Source organism: Bradyrhizobium sp. BRP23, from assembly GCF_020194135.1.
Classification (GTDB): domain Bacteria; phylum Pseudomonadota; class Alphaproteobacteria; order Rhizobiales; family Xanthobacteraceae; genus Bradyrhizobium; species Bradyrhizobium yuanmingense.
In genome coordinates this window covers 104,042-127,185 of record NZ_JADYVW010000018.1, presented here as the reverse complement: position 1 = coordinate 127,185, position 23,144 = coordinate 104,042, and the positions used below count along the sequence as shown (strand labels likewise).

The window sequence follows — 23,144 nt, the reverse complement described above, 5'->3', positions numbered from 1 at the left end:
CCGCCCGGCTGTCCCCCCCGGGCGGGGTCATTCCGTTTTGCGGCCAGAACAACCCATGATGAGTCGGACGGCCCTTCCGATTGCACGTTCCGCGTGTCAGGATACGAATGGGCGGCTGGAGGGCGAGCGTGAGTTGGCAGATCTCGATTGGATTGATCCTGATTGCGATCCTGACATCGACACAAGCATGTCCCGAGCCGGCCTCACAGCCGCTAACGGCGACCCAGGGCGACAGCCGCCCCGCCGTGGACCTCGAGCTCGTCATCGCAGTCGACGTTTCCTACTCAATGGAGCCGGATGACCTTGCAGCCCAACGCGAAGGCTATGCCAAGGCCATTGTCTCGAAGAAGTTTCTCGGAGCGGTGCGAGCCGGCCCGATCGGCAAGATCGCGCTGACCTATTTCGAATGGTCGTCAACCAGCGATCAGAAAATAATCGTTCCCTGGCGACAGATCGACGGGCCGGCAGCGGCTGAGGCCGTCGCAACTGAAATCACCAATGCACCGATCCGCCGCGGTTCGCGCACCTCGATTTCAAGTGCAATTAAGTTCGCCGCCTCGCTATTCCAGCAGAACCCCTACCGTGGTCCGCGCCGTATCATCGACGTCTCGGGCGATGGTCCCAACAGCAACGGCGATCCGGTCACCTCAGCACGCGACACAGCTTTGCAGCAGGGCATCGTCATCACCGGCCTGCCGGTCATGACCAACGCGACACCCGCTGCTCCGACAGACTTTCAGCATATCGATCATATCGATTGGTACTATGAGGATTGCGTGATTGGCGGCCCAGGTTCGTTTGTTGTGCCGATCACCAACCGTGAAAATTTCGAGGAGGCGATCCGGACCAAGCTGGCTCTCGAGGTGGCGGGCCTCACGCCGAAACAATCGCCGGCGCCCTCTACGGACAAGGAGCCGCGGGTTCTCTGCACGATCGGCGAGAAACTCTGGCAGGAGCGCTGGGGCGCGATCACACCGGCGAGCAATGGTCCGGCGATGAGCAAACCGGCGGCGAGCAGTCCGTCCAGCAAGGAAGACGCGCTGCTCGACAAGAAGATCAAGGGCATCTGCCGCGGCTGCTAGATGCTTCCGCCGGCCCGGGAGGCCGGCCCGTCGCCCCTCCCATCCGTCCCGGATAGGTCCTCCCGCAGAGGCCGGGCTCTGCTTGAGCTGTCCAGGTTGCTGGCCGAGAAGAGGCGTTGTTGCACCCGTGTCACACAGTGGTGCGAACTCTCCTCTACGACAACGCACGTCAGTTGCTCTTGCGAATTATTCGCAATAAGGCTTGTTCGCAGATTCAGGAGCTTGGGACGAAGTCGAGGCGAATCGAGACCATCCCGGCCGGTCGCCTCGAACGCGGAGGCCTGGTGACAGAATCGCCGCGACCCGGCAGGGATATCGCGGCGGGTGGGACACATTCGCGTTTGGGGGCGTGCGTTTGGCGTTGAGAGGTCACAGACACCGGTGCTTGCGAACGGCCGCGGCGATTGCCACGGGCGTGCTGGCTTTTCCGACCGCCGGCCGCGCGGCCGATCTGCCGCTGAAGGAGCCGGCCTTGAGAGCGGTCTATGACTGGACCGGTCTCTATATCGGCGCGCATGCCGGCTACAGCCGCGGCTCGTCGCGCTTCGCGCTGAACGACGGCACCGCACTCGGCGACAGCGGCGTCTTCAGCGGCATGATCGGCGGCGTGCAGGCGGGCTACAATTACCGCCTCAACTCCGGCTGGCTGGTCGGCGTCGAAGGCGATTTTACGTTTCCCAACTACATCACCTCGAACTCGATCGTCTCGTTCCTGGCAACGCCCGCCAACACCGTCACCCAGCAATGGGACTACGCCGCGAGCGTGCGCGGCCGCGTCGGCTACACCAGCGGTCCCTGGCTCATCTATGCCACCGGCGGCTTCGCCTGGATGGGCGAGCGCTATTTCGACGCGCCGGCCTCCGGCGCCGAAATCCCGAAGATCCTGAACACGCGGCCCGGCTGGGTCGCAGGCGCCGGCCTCGAATACGCCTTCGCGCCGCATTGGAGCGCGCGGCTCGAATATCTCTACAGCCGCTTCGACGGCGCCAACGTCGCCTTCTCCACGGGCGCGCAATACACGTCCTCGTCGCTCGACTTCCAGCAGGTCAGGCTCGGCCTCAACCGCAAGGTCGATTGGCCGGGCCTGCCTAGCTATGATCCGAAGAGCTCACTGATCGACACCGAATCGGACCGCTGGGAGATTCACGGCCAGACCACCTATCTGCCGCAAGGCTATCCATCCTTTCCCGCGCTCTATACCGGGCCGAACTCGCTGTCGCCATCGCGGCAGGCCAAAGCGACCTGGAGCAACAGCCTGTTCCTGAACGCGCGGCTGTGGGACGGCGGCGAGGTCTATTACAATCCCGAGCTGCTGCAGGGATTTGGACTGAACGACACGGTCGGTGCGGCCGGATTTCCGAACGGCGAAGCGCAGAAGTCGAACTTCCCCTATCCGCACTACAACACCTCGCGCCTGTTCGTGCGCCAGACGTTTGGATTCGGCGGCGAGCAGGAAGAGCTCGCGAGCGGTCAGCTGCAGCTGGGGCAGAAGGTCGACGTGTCACGCCTGACGATTCAGGCCGGCAAGTTTCCGGTGATCGACGTGTTCGACGGCAATGCCTACGCCAAGGATACGCGCCGGGATTTCATGAACTGGTCGATCTGGGCGCCCGGCGCCTTCGACTATTCCGCCGACAAGGTCGGTCTCACCTACGGCGTCACCGCCGAGCTCAACCAGAAGCAATGGGCGCTACGCGGCGGCTATTTCCTGATGGTCTCCGAGTCCAACGCCAATCACTTCGACACCAGGGTGGGGGAGCGCGGTCAATATTTGCTCGAGCTCGAGACGCGCTTCTCGCTGTTCGGCCGGCCGGGCAAGCTCAGGACCATCGGCTGGCTCGATAGCGCCAACATGGGCAGCTTCCGCGAGACGCTGGACAATCCCGCGCTCAATCTCGACATCGCGCAGACCCGCCGCGGCCGCCTGAAGTACGGCTACGTGCTCAACCTCGAGCAGGCGATCACCGACGATGTCGGCCTGTTCGGCCGCTGGAGCTGGAACGACGGCAAGACAGAAACGCTGGCCTTCACCGACATTCATCGCAGCCTGTCCGGCGGCGTTTCGATCAAAGGCACGACTTGGGGCCGACCCGACGACGTGATCGGCGTCGGCGGCGCGATCAATGCGATCTCGCAGGATTATCGCGACTTCCTCGCCGCCGGCGGCCTTGGTGTGCTGGTCGGCGACGGCGCGCTGAACTACCGCAAGGAACGTATCCTTGAAACCTATTACGCCTATGCGGTGAACAAGAACATCACCCTCACCGCCGACTACCAGCTCATCGTCAACCCCGCCTACAATGCCGACCGCGGACCGGTGTCGGTGTTTTCGGGGCGGCTGCACGGGGAGTTCTGAGCTCGACGCGACTTCGGTGCGCGCGACGCGTCCTTCGAGACGACCGCGTCGCGGTCTCCTCATGATGAGGCTAAGCAACACCGGCGCCCGTGGAAATAGCTGCCGCATAGTCCGTCCTCATCCTGAGGAGCCCGCCAGAGGCGGGCGTCTCGAAGGATGGACCGCGGGCACGTCGCTCTTCAATGCGATTGCCTCACCAAGCGGCGAGAGACGCTCGTCACGCCGCGCGGATCGCGTCCAGGAATTTTCCGACCTCGACCTTGAGCCGGCTGCTCTCGCCGGACAGCGATCTCGCCGATGCGAGCACGTTGGAGGAGGCCGATCCGGTCTGGTTGGCACCGCGCTGCACGTCGACGATGCTGGCGGAGACCTGCTGGGTGCCGCGCGCGGCCTGCTGCACATTGCGTGAGATCTCGCGCGTCGCTGCGCCCTGCTCCTCGACCGCCGCGGCGATGGCGGACGCGATCTCGGACATGCGGGAGATGGTGTCGCCGATCGACTTGATGGCGCCGACGGAGTCCTCCGTCGCCGTCTGGATGCCCGAGATCTGCTGGCTGATCTCGCCGGTGGCCTTGGCGGTCTGCTCGGCCAGCGCCTTGACCTCGGACGCGACGACCGCGAAGCCGCGACCGGCCTCGCCGGCGCGCGCCGCCTCGATGGTGGCATTGAGCGCCAAAAGGTTGGTCTGGCCGGCGATTTGGCTGATGAGCTCGACGACGTCGCCGATCCGCCCCGCAGCCCTGGCGAGCTCGCCGACATGCTCGTTGGTCCGCCCGGCCTGCTGCACGGCCTCGCCGGCGATGCGCGCGGAATCCTGAACCTGACGGCTGATCTCGTCGACCGACGAGGCCATCTCCTCGGCCGCGGCGGCAACGGTCTGCACGTTGGTGGAGGCCTGCTCGGATGCGGCGGCAACGGTCGCCGTGACCTTTTCCGATTGCTCGGCCGTGCTCGTCAGCGTTCCCGCAGAGGCTTCCAGCTCCGAGGATGCCGACGAGACGGTGTTGATGACGTCGCCGATCATGGCTTCGAACTCGCGCGCGATCTGATCCATGCGCTGGCTGCGCTTCAACTTCGCTTCCGCTTCGATCGCGGCCGCCTCGTCGGCGGACTTCTTGGCGAGCAGCGAATCCTTGAAATGCTGGAGCGAGCCTGCGACCTGGCCGATCTCGTCGCTGCGGCCCGTCGCCGGAATCTCGACCTCGTGCTGCCCGGCGGCGAGCGCTCCGATCACGTCGGCGATCCGGCCGAGCGGCGTCACCACGCGCCTGCGCAGCATCATGGTCACGCCACCGAGCGTGCCGAGCAGGGCCAGCACGGCGATGCCGGCGAGCGCGAGCATCGCCAGCGCGCCGTCGCGCGCGGCCGAGGCGCGCTCGGCGGCTTCCGCCAGCGCAGCGTCGCGCACGCCGTAGAACATCTGGATGGCCGGCACGATGACCTTCGCCAGCTCGTCGGCGGTGGCAACGTATTTGCCGTCACTCCGGGCCGCAGGAAGCTCCTTGTCCACAGCAACTGCAGCTTTTCCGAAATATGATTCCGTCGCAGCCTTCAGCGCGGTGGCGATGCGGACGGGATTTCCGAGTTGCTCGAGACCGGCCTCGATGCGCTCGCGATCGACCTCCACGCGTCCCTGCATGCGGTCCATCAGCGACAATTCGGCCGCGGTGAGCGGACGGCGCGCGGAGAGCGCTGGGGACAGCGTGGCCGCACGGCTGCCGGCCGAAACACGCAGGTCCTGCGCCGTCCGCGCCAGGTTCAACAGCGCCGCAAGCGAGGAATCGGCGTTGATCACCTTGGCCTCGAGCTTGTTCATGACAGGCTCGAGATTGGCGAGGACCTCGGCAATACCGGGCAGGAAGCCCTTTGTCACGGCGCTGTCGCGCGTCGCGAGGGGAACGCTCATCGCACGATCGGCCGCGGCGGTGATGTCTTTCAGCCGCCGCGCTGCACGGTCGAGATTCTCGGCAATCGCGCCGCCGTCATCCAGCACCATGACGGCGCGCGTTGCGGCCTCGAAGCCCGCCTCGGCCGTTTTCGTGGCCTTCGTCGCAGCTTCGAGCTGCGCCTGCGTTGCGGCGCCCTCCTGGAAGATCGGTCCGATATAGGGAGCGCGAAGGCTGGCGACGTGCTGGCTGGCCATCAGCGTCGCGCCAAAGGCATCGACCGTCTTGATCGCGTCGGAGCGGTTCGTGAAGATGCGGGCCTGCGGTATCAGCACCTCGGCGCCGAGAATGACTGCAAATACCGTCACCGTCAGCATCGACAGCGCAAAAAGCTTCCCGATCCGCATCCTCAGGTTTCCCCGACTTTACTTCTGCAATGTCGAAAACGCTAGCCGGCGGGCCACTAAGGGCTCGTTAAGCAACGATCCGTAGTTCCGCGGGGTGTCAAGTCGTCGCGGACGCCCTTGGGAATGCCGTCGCGCACGGGTTCCCTTTCGGCATGAATAAGCAGAATCGCCAGCACTTCCGCACTGAATACCTATATCAGTGGCTTGCCGGCATCCCGGCCACACTTGCTTACCTCCGGAACGTCAATGCTTTCGCTCGAACTCGCCATCGTCGTCGTCCTGATCGTCATCAACGGCCTGCTCTCCATGTCGGAGCTGGCCGTGGTGTCATCGCGCCCAGCGCGGCTGTCGCTGCTCGCGGCCAAGGGCGTGCGCGGCGCCGAGCGGGCGCTGACGCTGGCGGCCGATCCCGGCAAGTTCCTCTCGACGGTGCAGATCGGCATCACGCTGGTCGGTGTGCTCTCCGGCGCGTTCTCGGGCGCGACGCTCGGGCAGCGGCTGACGCAATGGCTGCTCGAGCTCGGCCTGTCCCCAGGTATTGCCGACATCGTCGGCGTCGGCATCGTGGTCACGCTCATCACCTACGGCACCTTGATCGTCGGCGAGCTGGTGCCGAAGCAGGTGGCGCTGCGCGACCCCGAGAGCATCGCGGTGCGGGTCGCGCCGGCGATGCACGCGCTCGCGAAAATATCGCTGCCGCTCGTGTTTCTGCTCGACGTCTCCGGCAAGCTGATCCTCACGCTGCTCGGCCGCGGCGGCAAGGCCGAGGAGAAGGTCTCGGAGGACGAGATCCATCACCTCGTCAGCGAGGCCGAGAGCGCAGGCGTGCTCGAGCCGGGCGAGAAGGAGATGATCGCCGGCGTGATGCGGCTGGGCGACCGGCCGGTCGGCGCGGTCATGACGCCGCGCACCGAGGTCGACGAGATCGACCTGAACGACGATCCCGCCGCCATCCAGGACATCATCGCCAAGAGCCCGCATTCGCGTTTTCCCGTCTCCGACGGCGACCGCGACAAGCCGATCGGCGTGCTGCAGGCCAAGGATTTGCTGATCGCCTATATGAACGAACGCAGCCCGGACCTGCGCGCGCTCGTGCGCGAGGCGCCCGGCATCCCGGTGTCGGCAGATGCGCGCGACGTGCTGACCATCCTGAAAGCGGCCCCGGTTCACGTCGGGCTCGTCTACGACGAATACGGCGCCTTCGAAGGCATGGTGACCGCCGCCGACATCCTCTACTCGATCGTCGGCGCCTTTCATTCCGAGGAGGGACCGCCCGAGCCGGCCTTCATCAGGCGCGACGACGATTCGCTGCTGATCTCCGGCTGGATGCCGGTCGACGAGTTCGGCGAACTGCTCGGCATCAAGCTGCCGCCGCATCGCTACAACACGGTCGCAGGCCTCGTGCTGCAACAATTCAACATGCTGCCCGATGTCGGCGATGCCTTCGATTTCGGCGGCTGGCACATCGAGGTGGTCGATCTCGACGGGCGAAGGATCGACAAGATATTGGCGAGCCGATTGACTGAGGTCGAGACGGGGTAGCAGGTGACGGCGTACCCGCTTTTCCTTCTCCCCTTGTGGGAGAAGGTGGCGCGAAGCGCCGGATGAGGGGTTGTCTCCGCACATTCAATCGAAAATTGGATTCGCGGATAGAACCCCTCACCCGTCTCGCCGCTACGCGGCGAGCCACCCTCTCCCACAAGGGGAGAGGGAAACATCATCACCCGAACCTGACCCCGATCCGCTTTTCCTTGCGCCAGACCACCGTGCAGGTCCGATGCGTGCCGTCGGCCTGGACGAACAGGGTGAAATGATCGGGAATGCCGACGGGGCTGGCGACGTCGAGTGCGGCGCCGGTATCGGAGAGATTGCGGACGGTGCAGTCGATCGCGCCGCCGCCGAACTCGATCGTTCCGGCCTTCAGCACGCGATGTCGGGCCTTGTCGCGTCGCTCGTCCATGGGGCGAATCTACACCCAAAGTTGAACCAGCCGTTAAACCCTACCCTCCGCTCTCGGCAATTTGAGGTCCCTGGCCTACGCAGCCGCAGCCCGCATCTTACAACGCCGGCTGGAACGTCTCGGCGCGCGCCATCTGCCAGGCGTCGCGGAAGCGCGGGTCTTCCGTGCCTTCGAGCAGCTCGCCCGGACGCAGCGCCGGATAGAGCTGCGCGAACGACTTCACCTGGGTCGTCGACGTCCGTTGGCTGAAATGGATCGGCCGCAGCTGCTGCGGATGTTCGAGCCCGGCCGCGGCGATCAGCTCGGTCAGCGAGTGCAGCGTGGCATGGTGATAATTGTGCACGCGGTCGATCTTGAGCGGCACATAGAGCGCGCGCGCCCGCGTCGGGTCCTGCGTCGCCACGCCGGTCGGGCAGCGGTCGGTATGGCAGCTCAACGACTGGATGCAGCCGAGCGAGAACATGAAGCCGCGCGCCGAATTGCACCAATCGGCGCCGATCGCCATGGCGCGCGCCATGTCGAAGGCGGTTGCGATCTTGCCGGAGGCGCCGATCTTGATGCGGTCGCGCGCATTGATTCCGACCAGCGCGTTGTGGACGAAATTGACGCCCTCGCGCATCGGCATCCCCAGATGATCCATGAACTCGAGCGGCGCGGCACCGGTGCCGCCCTCATTGCCGTCGACGACGATGAAATCAGGATAGATTCCGGTCTGCAGCATCGCCTTGCAGATCGCCAGGAACTCCCAGGGATGGCCGATGCAGAGCTTGAAGCCGGCCGGCTTGCCGCCCGAAAGGCGGCGCATCTCGGCGATGAACTGCATCATGCCCACGGGCGTCGAGAACGCGCGGTGCGAGGCCGGCGAGATGCAGTCCTCGCCCATGGCGACGCCGCGGATCTTGGAGATCTCCTCGGAGACCTTGGCCGCCGGCAGCACGCCGCCATGGCCGGGCTTGGCACCCTGGCTGACCTTGAGCTCGACCATCTTGATCTGGTCGTCGCCGGCGACGCGCGCGAACGCTTCGGGATCGAAGCTGCCGTCGAGATGACGGCAGCCGAAATAGCCCGAGCCGATCTCCCAGATGATGTCGCCGCCCATCTCGCGGTGATAGGGGCTGACGCCGCCCTCGCCGGTGTCATGGGCGAAACCACCCTTTTTGGCGCCGGCATTCAGCGCGCGCACGGCGTTGGGGCTGAGCGCGCCAAAACTCATCGCCGAGATGTTGAACACCGAGGCCGAATAGGGCTTTGCGCAGTCCGGCCCGCCGATCACGACGCGGAATTTCTCCGTCGCATGCGCCTTCGGCGAGACCGAGTGATGCATCCACTCATAGCCCTCGCGATAGACGTCCTCCTGGGTGCCGAAAGGACGCTTGTCGAGCTCCATCTTGGCGCGCTGATAGACCACCGCGCGGGTGTCGCGCGAGAACGGCATGCCGTCCTTCTCGCTCTCGAAGAAATATTGCCGCATCTCGGGGCGGATCTCTTCGAGCAGGAAGCGGATATGCGCCGAAATCGGGTAGTTGCGCAGCACCGCGTGGCTCTTCTGCAGGAGATCGCGGACGCCGAGCAGGGTCAGCGCGCCGAAGATCAGGATCGGAATCAGCAGGATGTCGAAGATCTTGCCGTCGGAGATGCCGATGCCGATCAGGAGCGCGGTGACCACCGCGCAGATCGTCAGCACGATGAAGCGCGGCGAGAAGGGCAGCAGCAGGGTTTCCATGATCCCCTCCTCCGCCAGCGGCAGGCGTTTCGGGGATGCATGCGTCTTGTTGTCGTCGGCCACGATTCCGATCCTCTCGCCAGCAGAAGGCGTCACGATACGCCCGCGCCTGTCATACGGATATGACGCCGCCCTTGTTTCAGGCTAGCGAATTCGGCCGAGACAAATCAATCAGCCGGATGGACGGATTTTGCGGTGCAGCAGAGGGGTCGGATGGGGTCAGGCTGGAGGCGGCGCAAGCCATGCAGTGTCCCGGGCAAGCGCAAGCTCAGACCCGGGACCCAGAATGCAACAGCATACGATGCGGCGAGATGGACCCCGGCTCTGCAGCGCACCGGCGAAGGGGCGCTGCGTCCGGGACACGAGAGCGTGGTGCTTAGCGCTCGACGAAGGCCTTCTCGATCACGAAATGGCCGGGCTTGTTGCCGCTTCCTTCGACGAAGTCGCGGCTCTCGAACATCTGCTTCAGCTCTTCCAGCATCGCCGGGCTGCCGCACATCATGATGCGGTCGGTTGCGATGTCGAGCGGGCCCTGCCCGATGTCGTTGAAGATCTGCTCGGAGCTGATAAGGTCGGTGATGCGGCCACGGTTCCGGAACGGCTCGCGGGTCACGGTCGGATAATACACGAGCTTGTCCGCGAGCAGCTCGCCGAACAGCTCATCCTCGCGCAGGGTCGCGACCAGCTTCTCGCCATAGGCGAGCTCGGAGACCTGGCGGCAGCCATGCACCAGCACGATGGACTCGAACTGGTCGTAAACCTCGGGGTCCTTGATCAGGCTGGCGAAGGGCGCAAGGCCGGTGCCGGTCGAGAGCAGCATCAGCCGCTTGCCGGGAAGCAGGTTGTCGGTGATCAGCGTGCCGGTCGCCTTGCGGCCGACCAGGATGGTGTCGCCTTCCTTGATCTTCTGCAGGCGCGAGGTCAACGGACCGTCCTGCACCTTGATCGAGAAGAACTCAAGTTCTTCCTCGTGGTTGGCGCTCGCCATGCTGTAGGCCCGCAGCAGCGGCCGGCCATCGACCTCGAGGCCGATCATGGCGAACTGGCCGTTCTGGAACCGGAAGCCGGTATCGCGGGTGGCGCGGAAGCTGAACAGCGTGTCGGTCCAGTGGTGGACGGAAAGAACCTTCTCTCGGTAAAACGCGCTCATGATTTTCGATATTCCGAATAACTGCGGTTTTAGGGCAAAAGCGTTGCCCGGCCCTGAAATCGGGGCGGCACCATTTGCCATGGCGGAGGATTTCGCGTGTGTGATCTACGCCATTGAGACCAATAATCAACCTCGTTTCGGATGCAATTGATGCCGGTCAAACCGGCATTTGCGGCAGAACTGGTCACATTATCAAGGAATCTGCTGCCTGGCGCGCGCGGAAGATAATATCTTTTCCCTCCCGGCCTTCATTGCAGCACTTAATTTCCGGCGCGCTCGCAAGAATTTCATTAAGAATAGCTCTGATTTCAGCCGGTTTGGCGCCGATGCCCGCATTTTTGCGGCTTTTGGCGACAGGAATGAAGAAACACCATGGCAAGCGGCGAGCGGATCTTCGTTCAGGCGATCAGGCGGTATTGCGCGGAGAGGGGCATCGCGGTCGATGTCCGCTCCGACGGCTGGCTGATCGCAATGCGCCGGGGGCCGCGGCGCCGTTTCGCCTTCGGCTACGACATCGGCCTCAACAGCGCCATCGCCCATCGCCTCGCCAATGACAAATCGGCCACCGCCGAGGCGCTGACGCTGGCGGAGGTGCCCTGCGTTCCGCACCGGCTGTTCCTCAACCCGAAGCTGGGCGTGCATGTCGCCGGCGCCGATCGGCGCGAGGGGATGCTGGCGCAGCTTGCCCAAAACCCGCAGGGCGTGGTGGTGAAGCCGAACGAGGGGACATCAGGGCGATCGGTGTTCAAGGTGACGACGGAGGCGGAGCTCGACCGGGCGGCCAGCGAGGTCTTTTCGATGAGTACGGGGCTCGTGATCTCGCCCTTTGTCGCGATCGAGGAGGAGGTCCGCGTGGTCCTGCTCGATGACATGCCGCTCGTCGTCTACAGCAAGCAGCGCGGCTCGGATTGGCGGCACAATCTCGATGCCGGCGCAAAGCCGGTGTTGCTGGAGGACGGCGAAGTCCGCGCGGCCTGCGCAAAGCTCGCGATCGATGCCGCGTGCGCCATCAGCATCGTCTTTGCTTCGATCGACGTGGTTCGCGTGAACGGCGAATGGAAGGTGCTCGAGATCAATTCCGGCGTGATGATGGAGGCGCTGGGCAAGCTGCACCCGGAGCTGGTGCAGGCGGCGTATGACGCGGCGCTCGACCGGGTGTTTGATAACAATTAGCTGCGAAGCACACTGCACCCTCTCCCCTTGTGGGAGAGGGTGGCTCACCGCGTAGCGGTGAGACGGGTGAGGGGTCTCTCTCCGCGCGCGAGCCTCTCGCAACAGGACTCGCGGATGCAACCCCTCATCCGGCGCTTCGCGCCACCTTCTCCCACAAGGGGAGAAGGGAAGTAAGCGCTAATTCTTCGCGCCCGGGGAATCGTCCATCGCCTTGAACGCCTCCTCCAACTGCAGCGAGATCGGCACGTTCAGGCGCTCGCCTGTGGGCAGTCGCGCGGTGAACCCATTTGTTTGTGGAAGGCGCGCTCGACGCAACACGCCTTGCGTGCGGCCGCGTTGTCGGGATGTTCCCGTTGTGAAATGGAAAGCGGCGATCTAGCCTTCATGCAGCGCACGACGCATGCGGCTTGCACGCTTTCCTTGCGGCGGCTGCATCAATGATCGTCAAGCAAATGAAAAGGGAAACGCCATGAGCGGCAACATCAATCGCCAGATCCTGCTGGTGGAGAAGCCCAGCGGCAAGCTCGGTCCCGAACATTTCAAGATGGTCGAGGGCGCGATGCCGGAGCCGAAGGATGGCGAGGCCTTGCTGCGCGTACGCTACATCTCGCTCGACGCGGCCAACCGCGCCTGGATGCACGGCGCGACCTATCGTTCCGCCGTCGAAGCCAACAGCGTCATGGCCGGCGGCGCCATCGCCGAGGTCGTCAACTCGAAGGCAGCGGGGCTTGCGCCCGGCGACATCGTATTCGGCGACACCGGCTGGCAGGAATTTGCCGCCGTGCCGGCGAAGCATCTGACCAAGATGCCGAAGCTCGAGCCGATGACGCACCTGCTCAGCGTGTTCGGCATCGCGGGCCTCACCGCTTATTTCGGCCTGCTTGAGATCGGCAAGCCGAGAGAGGGCGAGACGGTCGTGGTCTCCGCAGCCGCAGGCTCGGTCGGCTCGATCGTCGGACAGATCGCCAAGATCAGGGGATGCCGCGTCGTCGGCATCGCCGGCGGCGCCGACAAGTGCAACTGGCTGACCTCCGAGCTCGGCTTCGATGCCGCCGTGGACTACAAGGACGGCGCGGTGTTCAAGGCGCTGCGCGCAGCGGCCCCGAAAGGCATCGACGTCTATTTCGACAATGTCGGCGGCGACATCCTCGAAGCCTGCCTGCCGCAGATGAACAATTACGGCCGCATCGCCTGTTGTGGCGCGATCTCGCAATATGACGGCGCGCCTGCCGCACATGGCCCGCGCGGCGTGCCCGGCCTGATCGTGGTGAAGCGGCTGACCATGCAGGGCTTCATCGTGATGGACTACATGAAGGACAGCGAGCGCGCGCTCGCCGATCTCCAGGCCTGGGTGAAATCCGGCAAGCTCAAGGTGCAGGAGGACATTCTCGATGGACTTGAGAACACGCCGAAAGCGCTGATCGGATTGCTCGCAGGCGAGAACCGCGGCAAGCGCATGGTGAGACTGACGACGTAGTCGCGCCCCAATTGCGCCGGCACAATTGACTTGCGGTAGAGGCCGAAGCGGCCAAAGATGCCGCTCGCGAGCTGACCCTCGCGACGATTGCGCTTGCATATTTTTTCAGGATGGTCGGCGTTCCCGATCGGGCAGGAATTCATTCAAATGTTCAAAACGTTGAAGCATGCATCGACGCGCACAGCGTTGCTGGCGACGGCACTCTTCGCAACTGCAACAGGAGCGTTCGCGCAGACCGAGGCCCAGAAAAGCGCGATCCGGTCCGCATGCCGCTCGGACTTCATGGCGCATTGCTCGAGCGTGACGCCTGGCGGAGTGGAGGCGTATCAATGCCTCGCCAAGAACATGTCGAGCCTGTCGTCGGGCTGCCAAGCTGCGGTTCGCGCGGTCGAACCGGCCGCCGCGCCGAAGACCGAAGCAGCGCCCGCCAAATCTGAACCGGCCAAATCTGAACCGGCCAAGTCTGAACCGGCCAAAACGGAAGCGGCGCCGGCTGCCGCGCCAGCTTCCAAGCCGGGAGCGGCGGCGGCGCCGAAGGCAGCAGCAGCAAAGCAGCCGAGCCCCGCGCAGGTTTCCGCGATCAAGAGCGCCTGCCGCGGCGATTATCCCAAGGTCTGCGCCAGCGTGCCGCCCGGCGGCGCGCCCGCGCTCGAATGCCTGGAGAAGAACAAGGCGAAGGTGTCGGCCGGTTGCGCCAAGGCGGTGAACGCGGCTTTCGGTGGCGGAGCGGCCGCGCCTGCTTCCGCTGCTGCACCGGCCGCAGAGGCGGCGCCTGCCGCGGCACCGGCCGCCATCGTGCTGCGGCCATTGCTGCCGCGCGAAGAGCTGTTCATCGTGCGGTCGGCTTGCGGCGCCGACATCCGCACCCTCTGCGCCGGCGTGGCGCCCGGCGGCGGCCGGATCATCCAATGCATTTCCAACCGCGCGGCATCGCTCTCGCCGGCCTGCAAGGAGGTGCTCGCGCCTTTCGCGGCGCGATGAGACCGAGCGGGCTTAATTCGTCCGCGGCATGAATTGCGGTGCGTGACGCGAAGGTTTGCGCGTGCTGAGGCGTAAACTAACCGATCCTTGTTTGAAAGGCCGCTACGACCACGACAAGCCCCGGGAGGACAACATGCGTTCATTGCTGCTCGTTGCTTCTGCGCTTCTGGCCTTCGCCGCCACCATGACCTTCGATGCCACCGACGCCAATGCGGTGGTGTGCGCACGCGGCGTCGTTCGCGCCGGCTGCGCCGGCCCGAACGCGGCCGTGGTCGTCCGCAAGCCGGTGCCGGCGGTCCGCTGCACCAGGGTTCTTGTGAACGGGGTCTATGTGAAGCGCTGCGTCTGACCCCCCGGTGGCCAATCCGCCCCGGTTTGGCTATGATTCGCACCTGACGGTTTCGGACCCGCAAAACGCGTGTCCGGACACGTGCTTTGGCGTGCCGCGCGCTGGCAATAATTCCGCTGGCGCCGGACACCGGAGCACATTAGTCTACCCCTAGATAGTAAGTATACTGTCAATTAGGGAGGCAGACGTTGCGGATCGCCGTGATTGGCGGGGGGCCCGGTGGGCTCTACTTCGCCTATCTCTGGAAGAAGCGTCACCCCGAGGATCAGGTCGACCTGTTCGAACAGAACCCGGCCGACGCGACCTGGGGCTTTGGCGTCGTGTTCTCCGACCAGGCGCTGGAGTTCCTGCGCGCCGACGACCCCGAGACGGTCGATGCGATCGCCCCGCACATGGAGAGCTGGGAGAACATCACGCTGCACCTGCATCGCGACAGCGTCGCCATCGACGGCGTCGGCTTCTCCTCGATCGGCCGGCTGGAGCTGCTCAAATTCCTGCAGCAGCGCGCGTTCGATGTCGGCGTCACGCCGCGCTTCGACACGCAAATCCAGGCGATCGACCAGCTCAACGGCCACGATCTGATCGTTGCCGCCGACGGGCTGAACTCGCTGGTGCGCCGCACCTATGAGGGCGATTTCGGCACCTCGCTGTCCTACTCGTCCAACAAGTTCGTCTGGTACGGCACCTCGAAACGATTCGACACGCTGTCGCAGACTTTCGTGAAGACCGAACGCGGCGCCTTCAACGCCCATCACTACCGCTATTCGCCGACCATGAGCACCTTCCTGGTCGAATGCGATTACGCCACCTGGCAGGCCTATGGATTCGCCTACAAGGACGTCGAGCAGTCCAAGGGCGTCTGCGAGGAGGTGTTCGCCGACACGCTCGGCGGCCATTGCCTCGTCTCCAACAAATCGGTCTGGCGCAATTTTCCCTGGATCTGGAACGAGCACTGGTCGTTCAAGAACATGGTGCTGCTCGGCGACGCCCTGCATTCGGCACATTTCTCGATCGGCTCGGGCACGCGGCTCGCGATCGAGGACGCCATCGCCCTCGTCAAGGCGCTGGAGTCGGATGCGCATCTTGCGACCGCGCTGCATCGCTATCAGGCCGCGCGCAAGCCCATCGTGCAGAAGCTCGTCAACGCGGCGCGCACCAGTGCGTTCTGGTACGAACATTTCGCCGAGCACATGAAGCTTCCCCTGATGGACTTCGCCTACAGCTACATCACCCGCTCCGGCCGCATCGACGATTCCCGGCTGCGTGCGATGTCGCCGGCCTTCATGGCCCGCTACGAGGCGGCCAGGAACGCCGGAGACGGCGCCAAAGACAACGGCGGAGATGCGGCATGAGCCACGACATCCGTGACCAGGTGCCCGCGGACAGCGCGGGGGCGCGCGAGATTGGCTTTGCCGTTCCCGACATCTACAATGCCGGCCGCGTGCTGTTCGACAATCTCGGCAAGGGCCGCGGCGACAAGCTCGCGCTCCTGGGGCCGGCAGGCACGCGCACTTATGCCGAGCTCTGCGCGGAGGCCTGCCGTTGGGGCAACGGTTTCGCCTCGCTTGGCCTGAAGCGCGGCGATCGCGTGCTGTTGTTTCTCGACGACACGCCGGCGAACCCCGCCGCCTTCTTCGGCGCCGTGCGCGCCGGCTTCGTGCCGCTGCTGATCAACACGTTGACGCCGCCGGACCTCTTGCAATTCTACCTCGCCGATTCCGGCGCGACCGTCGCGGTGGCGGATGCAGAATTCGTAACCCGCTTCAATGCCGAGGCCTGCAAGGAGACGAAGCTGCATACGCTGATCGTCGCCAACGGCGCGGCCGGCGAGCACGCAGCGCCGCGGGCGCTCGCGGCGGCGAGCTGGCTCGCGCAATTTTCTGCTGAGCTGGCGGAAGCGCCGACGCGGCGCGACGAAATGGCGTTCTGGATGTACTCCTCCGGCTCGACCGGACGGCCCAAAGGCATCGTGCACCTGCAGCACGACATGGCCTACACGGATGCCGCCTTTGCGCGGAACGTACTGAAGCTGACGCCTGACGACATCTGCTTCTCGGTGCCGAAGATTTTCTTCGCCTATGGCTTCGGCAATTCCGTCACCTTCCCGTTCTCGGCCGGCGCCGCAACATTGCTGCTGCCGGGCCAGCCGAAGCCGGCAGCGATCTTCGCGGCGATCGAGCAGTACAAGCCGACAATCTTCTTCGGCCTTCCGACGCTGTACACCGCGCTAACCAAGGCCGAGGGCGCGGACAAGACGGACTTCTCGTCGCTGCGCATGGCACTCTCCGCCGCCGAGGTGCTTTCGGCCGAGGTCTTCAACGGCTGGAAGACGCTCACGGGGCTCGAAATCGTCGAAGGCCTCGGCTCGACCGAGGTGCTGCACATCTATCTCTCCAACCGGCCCGAGCAGAAGAAGCTCGGCGCTGCGGGCCTGCGCGTTCCCGGCTACGAGGTCGCGCTGCGCGACAAGGACGGGCGCGAGGTCGGCGACAACGAGGAAGGGATTCTGTGGGTCCGCGGTGATTCCAACACGCCGCTGTACTGGAACCGGCCGGACAAATCCGCCGAGACCATCCGCGAGGGCGGCTGGATCTACACCGGTGATCGCTTCGTGCGGGATGCCGACGGTTTCCACTTCTTCCGTGGCCGCGCCGACGATCTCATCAAGATCTCCGGCCAGTGGGTCTACCCGCTCGAGGTCGAGCTGTGCCTCGCCGATCACCCCGACATCCGCGAATGCGCGGTGTTCGCCGCCGAGCTGCCGGACCGTCGCATGACGCTGAAGGCGGTGGTGGTGATGAACGGCCGAGCGGTCGACCAGAGTGAGGCGACGCGCAGGCTGCAGGACTATGTCAAGGCCAGGCTGCTGCCCTACAAATATCCGCGCGAGGTGATCTTCATCGACGAGTTGCCGAAGACGGGGACGGGGAAGATCGATCGGCAGGCGTTGCTGCGGATGTGAGGCGAGGACGGACTTCCGCGCATCGCAATCGTAGGGTAGGCAAAGCGGAGCGTGCCCACCATTCCCCAACAGAAGAGAGATCGTGGGCACGGCGCTTCGCGCCTTTGCCCACCCTACGAGATCGCGCTCCGGGCCGGCCGGGGCGCCCTCACCCAGCCTTCCCAAGATGCTCCAGCGCGTCCTCCGCGCGCAGCGGCACGCGGGAGGCTTCGTTGTTGAGATCGACCAGCTGCGCCAGCAGGCCCATCAGCGCCTTGCGGTCGGCGGGCTTGAGCGGCTCCAGCATCCGGGCCTGGGCGCGCTCGACGGCGGGGATGATCTCGCGCAGGATCGCGGCGCCGGACTTCGTCAAGTACAGGAGCTTGATCCGCTTGTCTTCCGGCGCCGGCTTGCGCTCGATATAGGCCTTGGCCTGGAGACGTTCGATCACGCTGCCGAGCGTGGAGCGGTCGAAAGCGATCACCGCCGACAGCCGCGTCGCGTCGATGCCGGGATGGGTGTGGATCGCGACCAGCGCGGCATATTGCACCGGCGTGAGGTCGAACGCCTTGCACTCCTCCATGAAGATCGAGACAGCGATCTGCTGCATGCGCCGGAACAGATAGCCCGGCGCGGCATAGACCGCGTCGATCGTGATCGGAGGGGGCGGCTTACTCGGCATCGGGCTGCTTCTCCGGCGCGGCATCGGCAAATGCCGGCAGTGCCTTGGCGGCGGCCTCGGCCTGGAGCAGGCGCGGATAGGCGGAGACGTCGACGCCGAAGCGGCGCGCATTGCCGAGCTGCGGCACGAGGCAGAGATCGGCCAGCGTCGGCGCATTGCCGAAGCAGAATGGGCCCTTCTCGTCCTTGATCAGCGTCTCGCAGGCCGACAGGCCCTCGCGGTTGACCCAGGCGGCCCAATCCTGGACCTTCTCCTCGGGCAGGCCGAGCTCACGCAGCCGCGCCAGCACTTTCAGGTTCTGCACCGGATGGGTGTCGCAGGCGATCGCCAGCGCAAACGCCCGCACCTTGGCGCGGCGCAGCGGATCCTTCGGCAACAGCGGCGGATTGGGATGGGTCTCGTCGAGCCATTCGATGATGGCGACCGATTGCGTCAGCACTCCGCCCGCATCGTCCTCCAGCGCCGGCACCAGGCCCTGCGGGTTGATGGCGAGATAGCTGGGGGCGCATTGCTCGCCCTTGCGCAGATGATGCGGCAGATGCTCGGCGCCGAGCCCCTTGAGGTTCAGCGCGATCCGCACGCGGTAGGCGGCGCTGGAGCGGAAATAGCCGTGCAGCTTCATTGAGACCTCCCTGCTTTTGTCATTCCGGGGCGACGCGCCAGCGTCGAGCCCGGAATCCATACTCCCGATCGTGGTTATGGATTCCGGGCTCGCCGGGCCACGCGTTGCGCGGCCCTTCGCCCCGGAATGACAACCTTGTATGTCATCCGTCACGTTGACGCTACCTAGATCCTCAGTATACTGTCAATCAACAAACGATCGGGAGCAGCAACCATGGAAGCCGTGACCAAGACGCCGGAACGCGAGGCGTTCTACCGGAAGATCGACGGCGAGAATCTCACCGCGCTGTGGACGGTGATGAGCGACCTGATCACGCCGGAGCCGAAGAGCGCCTGCCGGCCACACCTCTGGAAGTTCGACGTCATCCGAGACTACATGACGGAGGCCGGCAAGCTGATCACCGCCAAGGAAGCCGAGCGGCGCGTGCTGGTGCTGGAGAACCCGGGGCTGCGCGGGCAATCCAAGATCACGACCTCGCTCTATGCCGGCGTGCAGATGGTGGTGCCCGGCGACGTCGCGCCTGCGCACCGGCATAGCCAGTCGGCGCTGCGCTTCGTGCTCGAAGGCAGGGGCGCCCACACCGCGGTGGACGGCGAGCGCACCGCGATGGAGCCCGGGGACTTCATCATCACGCCGTCGATGACCTGGCACGATCATTCCAACGAGACCGATCAGCCGATGTTCTGGCTCGACGGCCTCGACATTCCACTGGTGCAATTCTTCGACTGCTCCTTTGCCGAAGGCGCGAAGGAAGACCAGCAGAAGATCACCAAGCCCGCGGGCGACAGCTTTGCCCGCTACGGCCACAACCTCCTGCCCGTTGATGTGAAGCGGAGCTCGAAGACTTCGCCGATCTTCAGCTATCCCTATGCCTACACCCGCGAGGCGCTGGAGAAGGCCAGAACGAGCCAGGAATGGGACGCCTGCCACGGCCTCAAGCTGAAGTTCAGCAACCCCGAGACCGGCGATTTCGCGATGCCGACGATTGGCACCTTCATCCAGCTGCTGCCGAAGGGTTTCAACACCGCGCGCTATCGTTCGACCGATGCGACGGTGTTCTGCCCGATCGAGGGTAAGGGTCGGAGCCACGTCGGCGATACAATGTTCGAATGGGGCCCGCGCGACCTGTTCGTGGTGCCGAGCTGGCATTGGGTGACGCACGAGGCGGATGAGGACGCCGTGCTGTTCAGCTTCTCGGATCGGCCGGTGCAGCAGAAGCTGGATCTGTTCAGGGAAGACCGCGGGAACGCGTGACGGTCGCCGGTCTCGTAGGGTGGGCAAAGGCGCCCTTGCGCCGTGCCCACGTCTTCGCGACTCATGAAGGAATGGTGGGCACACTTCGCTTTGCCCACCCTACGGCGCCGGTGATCGTATCTAGCGCCAGTGCAACAGCCGCATCTCCAGCCAGCCGATCACCTTCCCGACCGCCAGCCCAAACACCGACAGGATCACGACGCCCGCGAGCAGCTGATCGGTCTGCATCAGGTTGCCGGCCTGCAGCACGAAGGCGCCGATGCCGTATTGGGCGCCGATCATCTCGGCGCTGACGACCAGCAGCAGCGCGACGGAGGCGGTGATGCGGAAGCCGGCAAGGATCGCCGGCAGCGCGCCCGGCCAGATCACCTTGCGCACGATGGTGGCGAACGGAACGTTGAAGCTCTGCGCCATGCGGATCAGGTTGCGCGGCACGGCATCGACGCCGCTATAGACCGAGATCGCGGTCGAGAAGAATACCCCTAACGCAATGGTCGCGATCTTCGGCTCTTCGCCGATGCCGAGCCAGAGAATGAGCAGCGGCAGCAGCGCGATCTTCGGAATCGGAAACAGCGCCGAGATGAAGGTGATGCCGACGCTGCGCGCAAGGCGCGACAGGCCGATGGCGAAACCGACGGCGATGCCGGCCGCCGTTCCCAACAGCCAGCCGACGCCGATCCGCAGCAGCGAGGCCGAAACATGCTGCCAGAGTGCGCCGGAGACCGCGAGCTGGTAGATCGCACGGACAATTGCGGAAGGAGTCGGCAGAAACAGCGCGTTGACGAGGCCGACGCTGCCGGCCGCCTGCCAGATCGCGATGAGGAGGCCGAGCGCGATCCAGCCGCCGTACCGGCTCGAGGCAGGCACGAAACCGGCGCCGCGGAAGCGGACGGGCCGCGTCGCTTCGTTCTTGGCCGTGTCCGTTGCCGCGCGGTCAAGCATGCTGGACCTCGCGCTCGGCATCGATCGCCTCGTTGCGGATCAGCGACCAGATCTGATTCTGCAGCACCAGGAGCTTTTCGCGCGCCGCCGCTTCGCCGCGCGTCGCCCGCGCCATCGGCACGGTGACGACCTCGCGGATGCGGCCAGGACGGCGCGACAGCACCACGATGCGGTCGGCGAGCCGCGCGGCCTCTTCGAGATTGTGGGTGACGTAGACCGCGCCCATGCCGCCATCGGCAAGCAGGCGGATGAAATCCTCCAGCAGCAGCTCGCGGGTCTGCGAATCCAGCGCCGAGAGCGGTTCGTCCATCAAGAGGATCGCGGGCCTCACCGCAAGCGCGCGCGAGATGCCGACGCGCTGGCGCATGCCGCCGGAGAGCTGCTTTGGATAGGTTTGGCGAAAATCGGTGAGGCCGGTGCGGCGCAGCGCATCCTCGACCAGCGCGCGGCGCTGCGCGGCCGAGAGCTGGGTGTGCAGCAGCGGGAATTCGACGTTTTCCTCCACCGTCGCCCAGGGCAGCAGCGCAAAGTCCTGGAACACGAAGGTCAGCGGATTGAGACTGTCCGCCGGCGGCGCGCCGCGCAGCTCGGGCGCGCCGGAGGTCGGCTGCAGCAACCCGCCGAGGATCGACAGCAGCGTGCTCTTGCCGCAGCCGGACGGCCCGACGATCGCCACCACCTCGCCGGCACTGACGGTGAAGGAGACGTCGTCGAGCACGGCGAGATCGCCGAAGCGATGGGAGATGTGGCTGGCGATCAGGTCCATGAGGCGCACCGTTTCTGCTCGGACTGGTGTGCGCGCTCTTCACCCTCCCCTGGAGGGGGAGGGCATAGGCCGCCCATGGCGGCCGTCCCTGAGAACGCCGAAGCCAAGCTTCGGCTATGTCGTATTGAACGAAGCGAAATGCGAACCGGGGCGGGGTGACAGTCTATCGGCGCGGATGCTGGCAATTCCTGCCCCCGAAGCTCCCGCGAATGGTCGGAGCAAGCGACAGATAGACCACCGCCGTGGCTCACCCCGCCCCGCTCGCTCCGGACGATGCTGCGCATCGCCGGTGCGATCGACCCTCCCCCTCCAGGGGAGGGTGGCAGATCGCCTGCCGCGGGAGTTTGCACAATCAGCATCAATCCACCTTCACGAATTCCTTCGCGATGATCGCTTCCGCATCAAAGCCCTTGTCGACGAAGCCCTGCTCCTGCAGCCATTTGATCTGGTTGTCGACGTTCTTCACGTCGAGCTTGCCGTCGGGATCGATATAGGCGCAGTTGCCGACCACCTGCTCGACCGGCAGGTTGGTGTACTTTGCGATGATCTCCAGCAGCGGCCTGGTCTTGTCGTTGATCGGGGCGACACCGTCCTTCATCGCGGCAAGGATGACGTCGTGATATTCGCGGTCGGCTTTCGCGAGCACGCCGAGGAATTTCGTCACCAGCGCCTTGTTGGCCAACGTCTTCGGCGCGGCGAATACCGCGCCCAGCTGCCACGGCGTCTCGTCACCAACCCAGCCCAGGAATTTCGCGCCGCCCTCGTCCATCAGCTTTCGCGCAGTCGAGATCGGCAGCAACGCGGCATCGACGGTCTCGCCCTTGAGCGCGGCGGCGGCATTCGACAGCGATTGCAGCGGCACGATCTTTACGTCCGCCAGCTTGAAGCCGTATTTGTCGGCGAGCAGGCCGAGCGAATAATGGAAGCTCGATCCGACCTGCGTCATCGCCACACGCTTGCCGGCGAGGTCCTTCGGCGTCTTCAGGCCGCTCGCATAGGCATTGTTGCTGGCGAAATAGCCGATCAGGGGGTAGCCGGGCTTCTCGCGGCTCATGCCGCCGATCACCTTCAGCGTGCCCTTGCCGCCGAGATTGTAGAGCCCGGCGGTGAAGGCAGTGACGCCGAAATCGACGTCGCCCGAGGTGGTGGCGACCGCAATCGGCTGCGCTGCGTCGAAGAACTTCAGCTCGACCTCCAACCCGGCCTCACGGAAATAGCCCTTGTCCAGCGCGATGAAGACCGGGGCCGACGAAGACAGGCGGAGCACGCCGATCCTGGCTTTCGGCACATCCTCGGCCCGTGCCGTGCCCATAGCCATGATCGCCATCAGGCCCCCTACCGCGAGCCGCGCAATCCCGATCATCCCGTTTCCTCCGCTTTGTCTTGCAGTGCG

19 protein-coding genes and 1 pseudogene are annotated in these 23,144 nt (G+C 65.0%); 10 read left to right on the top strand and 10 right to left on the bottom strand.

Features of this window, described 5'->3' with window-relative positions; all coding sequences use genetic code 11:
• Window positions 1–245 precede the first annotated feature (245 nt).
• Window positions 246–1,082, top strand: a complete 837-nt coding sequence (locus I6F24_RS32990) for a DUF1194 domain-containing protein (RefSeq protein ID WP_346656942.1) — start codon at window positions 246–248, stop codon at window positions 1,080–1,082.
• A gap of 385 nt (window positions 1,083–1,467) precedes the next feature.
• Complete coding sequence (locus I6F24_RS32985; RefSeq protein WP_109141692.1) at window positions 1,468–3,438, top strand: carbohydrate porin; 1,971 nt, start codon at window positions 1,468–1,470, stop codon at window positions 3,436–3,438.
• 217 nt (window positions 3,439–3,655) lie between these two features.
• On the opposite strand, the gene I6F24_RS32980 is transcribed toward I6F24_RS32985, so the two are convergent.
• Entirely contained in the window at window positions 3,656–5,731 is a 2,076-nt protein-coding gene (locus I6F24_RS32980; RefSeq protein ID WP_225150780.1) for a HAMP domain-containing methyl-accepting chemotaxis protein, read from the bottom strand.
• A gap of 246 nt (window positions 5,732–5,977) precedes the next feature.
• On the opposite strand from I6F24_RS32980, the gene I6F24_RS32975 reads away from it, so the two are divergent.
• Window positions 5,978–7,273, top strand: a complete 1,296-nt coding sequence (locus tag I6F24_RS32975) for a hemolysin family protein (protein WP_225150778.1) — start codon at window positions 5,978–5,980, stop codon at window positions 7,271–7,273.
• Window positions 7,274–7,451: 178 nt separating this feature from the next.
• On the opposite strand, the gene I6F24_RS32970 is transcribed toward I6F24_RS32975, so the two are convergent.
• The 3 genes from I6F24_RS32970 to I6F24_RS32960 form a co-directional block, all read right to left on the bottom strand.
• Window positions 7,452–7,691 carry a PilZ domain-containing protein gene (locus I6F24_RS32970; protein ID WP_036014228.1) on the bottom strand — a complete coding sequence of 80 codons (240 nt, stop codon included), beginning with the start codon at window positions 7,689–7,691 and terminating at the stop codon, window positions 7,452–7,454.
• A 97-nt stretch (window positions 7,692–7,788) separates the two neighbouring features.
• On the bottom strand, window positions 7,789–9,414 hold the full coding sequence (locus tag I6F24_RS32965; RefSeq protein WP_036014247.1) for an FMN-binding glutamate synthase family protein: 1,626 nt from the start codon (window positions 9,412–9,414) through the stop codon (window positions 7,789–7,791).
• 376 nt (window positions 9,415–9,790) lie between these two features.
• A complete protein-coding gene (locus I6F24_RS32960) occupies window positions 9,791–10,564 on the bottom strand; it encodes a ferredoxin--NADP reductase (protein ID WP_036014229.1) in 774 nt (257 codons plus the stop codon).
• 372 nt (window positions 10,565–10,936) lie between these two features.
• Between I6F24_RS32960 and I6F24_RS32955 the strand changes: the two genes are divergently transcribed.
• On the top strand, window positions 10,937–11,737 hold the full coding sequence (locus I6F24_RS32955; RefSeq protein ID WP_225150776.1) for a RimK-like protein: 801 nt from the start codon (window positions 10,937–10,939) through the stop codon (window positions 11,735–11,737).
• Window positions 11,738–11,914: 177 nt separating this feature from the next.
• On the opposite strand, the pseudogene I6F24_RS32950 reads toward I6F24_RS32955, so the two are convergent.
• Window positions 11,915–12,029, bottom strand: a pseudogene (locus tag I6F24_RS32950) (amino acid ABC transporter substrate-binding protein); the annotation flags it as partial.
• A 177-nt stretch (window positions 12,030–12,206) separates the two neighbouring features.
• On the opposite strand from I6F24_RS32950, the gene I6F24_RS32945 reads away from it, so the two are divergent.
• The 5 genes from I6F24_RS32945 to I6F24_RS32925 all read left to right on the top strand — a co-directional run bounded on the left by I6F24_RS32945 (window position 12,207) and on the right by I6F24_RS32925 (window position 17,506).
• Window positions 12,207–13,214 (top strand): NADP-dependent oxidoreductase, encoded by a 1,008-nt coding sequence (locus I6F24_RS32945; protein WP_225150774.1) that lies wholly within the window; start codon window positions 12,207–12,209, stop codon window positions 13,212–13,214.
• A gap of 147 nt (window positions 13,215–13,361) precedes the next feature.
• Complete coding sequence (locus I6F24_RS32940; RefSeq protein WP_225131045.1) at window positions 13,362–14,195, top strand: cysteine rich repeat-containing protein; 834 nt, start codon at window positions 13,362–13,364, stop codon at window positions 14,193–14,195.
• Between the two features lie 133 nt (window positions 14,196–14,328).
• Window positions 14,329–14,544 (top strand): hypothetical protein, encoded by a 216-nt coding sequence (locus tag I6F24_RS32935; protein WP_109145511.1) that lies wholly within the window; start codon window positions 14,329–14,331, stop codon window positions 14,542–14,544.
• Between the two features lie 188 nt (window positions 14,545–14,732).
• Complete coding sequence (locus I6F24_RS32930; protein ID WP_225150772.1) at window positions 14,733–15,896, top strand: FAD-dependent monooxygenase; 1,164 nt, start codon at window positions 14,733–14,735, stop codon at window positions 15,894–15,896.
• A complete protein-coding gene (locus tag I6F24_RS32925; protein ID WP_225150769.1) occupies window positions 15,893–17,506 on the top strand; it encodes a benzoate-CoA ligase family protein in 1,614 nt (537 codons plus the stop codon). Before I6F24_RS32930 ends, I6F24_RS32925 begins: the two co-directional genes overlap by 4 nt.
• Before the next feature lie 148 nt (window positions 17,507–17,654).
• On the opposite strand, the gene I6F24_RS32920 is transcribed toward I6F24_RS32925, so the two are convergent.
• Window positions 17,655–18,167, bottom strand: coding sequence for a MarR family transcriptional regulator (locus tag I6F24_RS32920; protein ID WP_225113689.1), 513 nt, complete (start codon window positions 18,165–18,167; stop codon window positions 17,655–17,657).
• Window positions 18,157–18,789 carry a maleylacetoacetate isomerase gene (gene maiA, locus I6F24_RS32915; RefSeq protein WP_109145513.1) on the bottom strand — a complete coding sequence of 211 codons (633 nt, stop codon included), beginning with the start codon at window positions 18,787–18,789 and terminating at the stop codon, window positions 18,157–18,159. Before maiA ends, I6F24_RS32920 begins: the two co-directional genes overlap by 11 nt.
• Window positions 18,790–19,002: 213 nt before the next feature.
• On the opposite strand from maiA, the gene gtdA reads away from it, so the two are divergent.
• The gene (gtdA, locus tag I6F24_RS32910; RefSeq protein ID WP_225113687.1) at window positions 19,003–20,043 is read left to right on the top strand and encodes a gentisate 1,2-dioxygenase; all 1,041 of its coding nucleotides are present in this window, start codon (window positions 19,003–19,005) and stop codon (window positions 20,041–20,043) included.
• A gap of 120 nt (window positions 20,044–20,163) precedes the next feature.
• On the opposite strand, the gene I6F24_RS32905 is transcribed toward gtdA, so the two are convergent.
• The 3 genes from I6F24_RS32905 to I6F24_RS32895 form a co-directional block, all read right to left on the bottom strand.
• Window positions 20,164–20,985: an ABC transporter permease gene (locus I6F24_RS32905; protein ID WP_225141025.1), complete on the bottom strand. Its 822-nt coding sequence runs from the start codon at window positions 20,983–20,985 to the stop codon at window positions 20,164–20,166.
• Window positions 20,978–21,751 carry an ABC transporter ATP-binding protein gene (locus tag I6F24_RS32900; RefSeq protein WP_225141027.1) on the bottom strand — a complete coding sequence of 258 codons (774 nt, stop codon included), beginning with the start codon at window positions 21,749–21,751 and terminating at the stop codon, window positions 20,978–20,980. The genes I6F24_RS32905 and I6F24_RS32900 overlap by 8 nt, the downstream gene beginning before the upstream one ends.
• Before the next feature lie 358 nt (window positions 21,752–22,109).
• Entirely contained in the window at window positions 22,110–23,114 is a 1,005-nt protein-coding gene (locus tag I6F24_RS32895; RefSeq protein WP_225141029.1) for an ABC transporter substrate-binding protein, read from the bottom strand.
• Between the last annotated feature and the right edge of the window lie 30 nt (window positions 23,115–23,144).

What these genes read in the sequence shown, in the direction of transcription:
- I6F24_RS32965 (WP_036014247.1), bottom strand. Translation starts at nt 9,414, where the DNA reads ATGGAAACCCTGCTGCTGCCCTTCTCGCCGCGCTTCATCGTGCTGACG.
- I6F24_RS32945 (WP_225150774.1), top strand. Translation starts at nt 12,207, where the DNA reads ATGAGCGGCAACATCAATCGCCAGATCCTGCTGGTGGAGAAGCCCAGC.
- I6F24_RS32955 (WP_225150776.1), top strand. Translation starts at nt 10,937, where the DNA reads ATGGCAAGCGGCGAGCGGATCTTCGTTCAGGCGATCAGGCGGTATTGC.
- I6F24_RS32905 (WP_225141025.1), bottom strand. Translation starts at nt 20,985, where the DNA reads ATGCTTGACCGCGCGGCAACGGACACGGCCAAGAACGAAGCGACGCGG.
- maiA (WP_109145513.1), bottom strand. Translation starts at nt 18,789, where the DNA reads ATGAAGCTGCACGGCTATTTCCGCTCCAGCGCCGCCTACCGCGTGCGG.
- I6F24_RS32895 (WP_225141029.1), bottom strand. Translation starts at nt 23,114, where the DNA reads ATGATCGGGATTGCGCGGCTCGCGGTAGGGGGCCTGATGGCGATCATG.
- I6F24_RS32925 (WP_225150769.1), top strand. Translation starts at nt 15,893, where the DNA reads ATGAGCCACGACATCCGTGACCAGGTGCCCGCGGACAGCGCGGGGGCG.
- I6F24_RS32960 (WP_036014229.1), bottom strand. Translation starts at nt 10,564, where the DNA reads ATGAGCGCGTTTTACCGAGAGAAGGTTCTTTCCGTCCACCACTGGACC.
- I6F24_RS32940 (WP_225131045.1), top strand. Translation starts at nt 13,362, where the DNA reads ATGTTCAAAACGTTGAAGCATGCATCGACGCGCACAGCGTTGCTGGCG.
- I6F24_RS32920 (WP_225113689.1), bottom strand. Translation starts at nt 18,167, where the DNA reads ATGCCGAGTAAGCCGCCCCCTCCGATCACGATCGACGCGGTCTATGCC.
- I6F24_RS32975 (WP_225150778.1), top strand. Translation starts at nt 5,978, where the DNA reads ATGCTTTCGCTCGAACTCGCCATCGTCGTCGTCCTGATCGTCATCAAC.
- I6F24_RS32970 (WP_036014228.1), bottom strand. Translation starts at nt 7,691, where the DNA reads ATGGACGAGCGACGCGACAAGGCCCGACATCGCGTGCTGAAGGCCGGA.
- I6F24_RS32900 (WP_225141027.1), bottom strand. Translation starts at nt 21,751, where the DNA reads ATGGACCTGATCGCCAGCCACATCTCCCATCGCTTCGGCGATCTCGCC.
- I6F24_RS32935 (WP_109145511.1), top strand. Translation starts at nt 14,329, where the DNA reads ATGCGTTCATTGCTGCTCGTTGCTTCTGCGCTTCTGGCCTTCGCCGCC.
- I6F24_RS32980 (WP_225150780.1), bottom strand. Translation starts at nt 5,731, where the DNA reads ATGCGGATCGGGAAGCTTTTTGCGCTGTCGATGCTGACGGTGACGGTA.
- gtdA (WP_225113687.1), top strand. Translation starts at nt 19,003, where the DNA reads ATGGAAGCCGTGACCAAGACGCCGGAACGCGAGGCGTTCTACCGGAAG.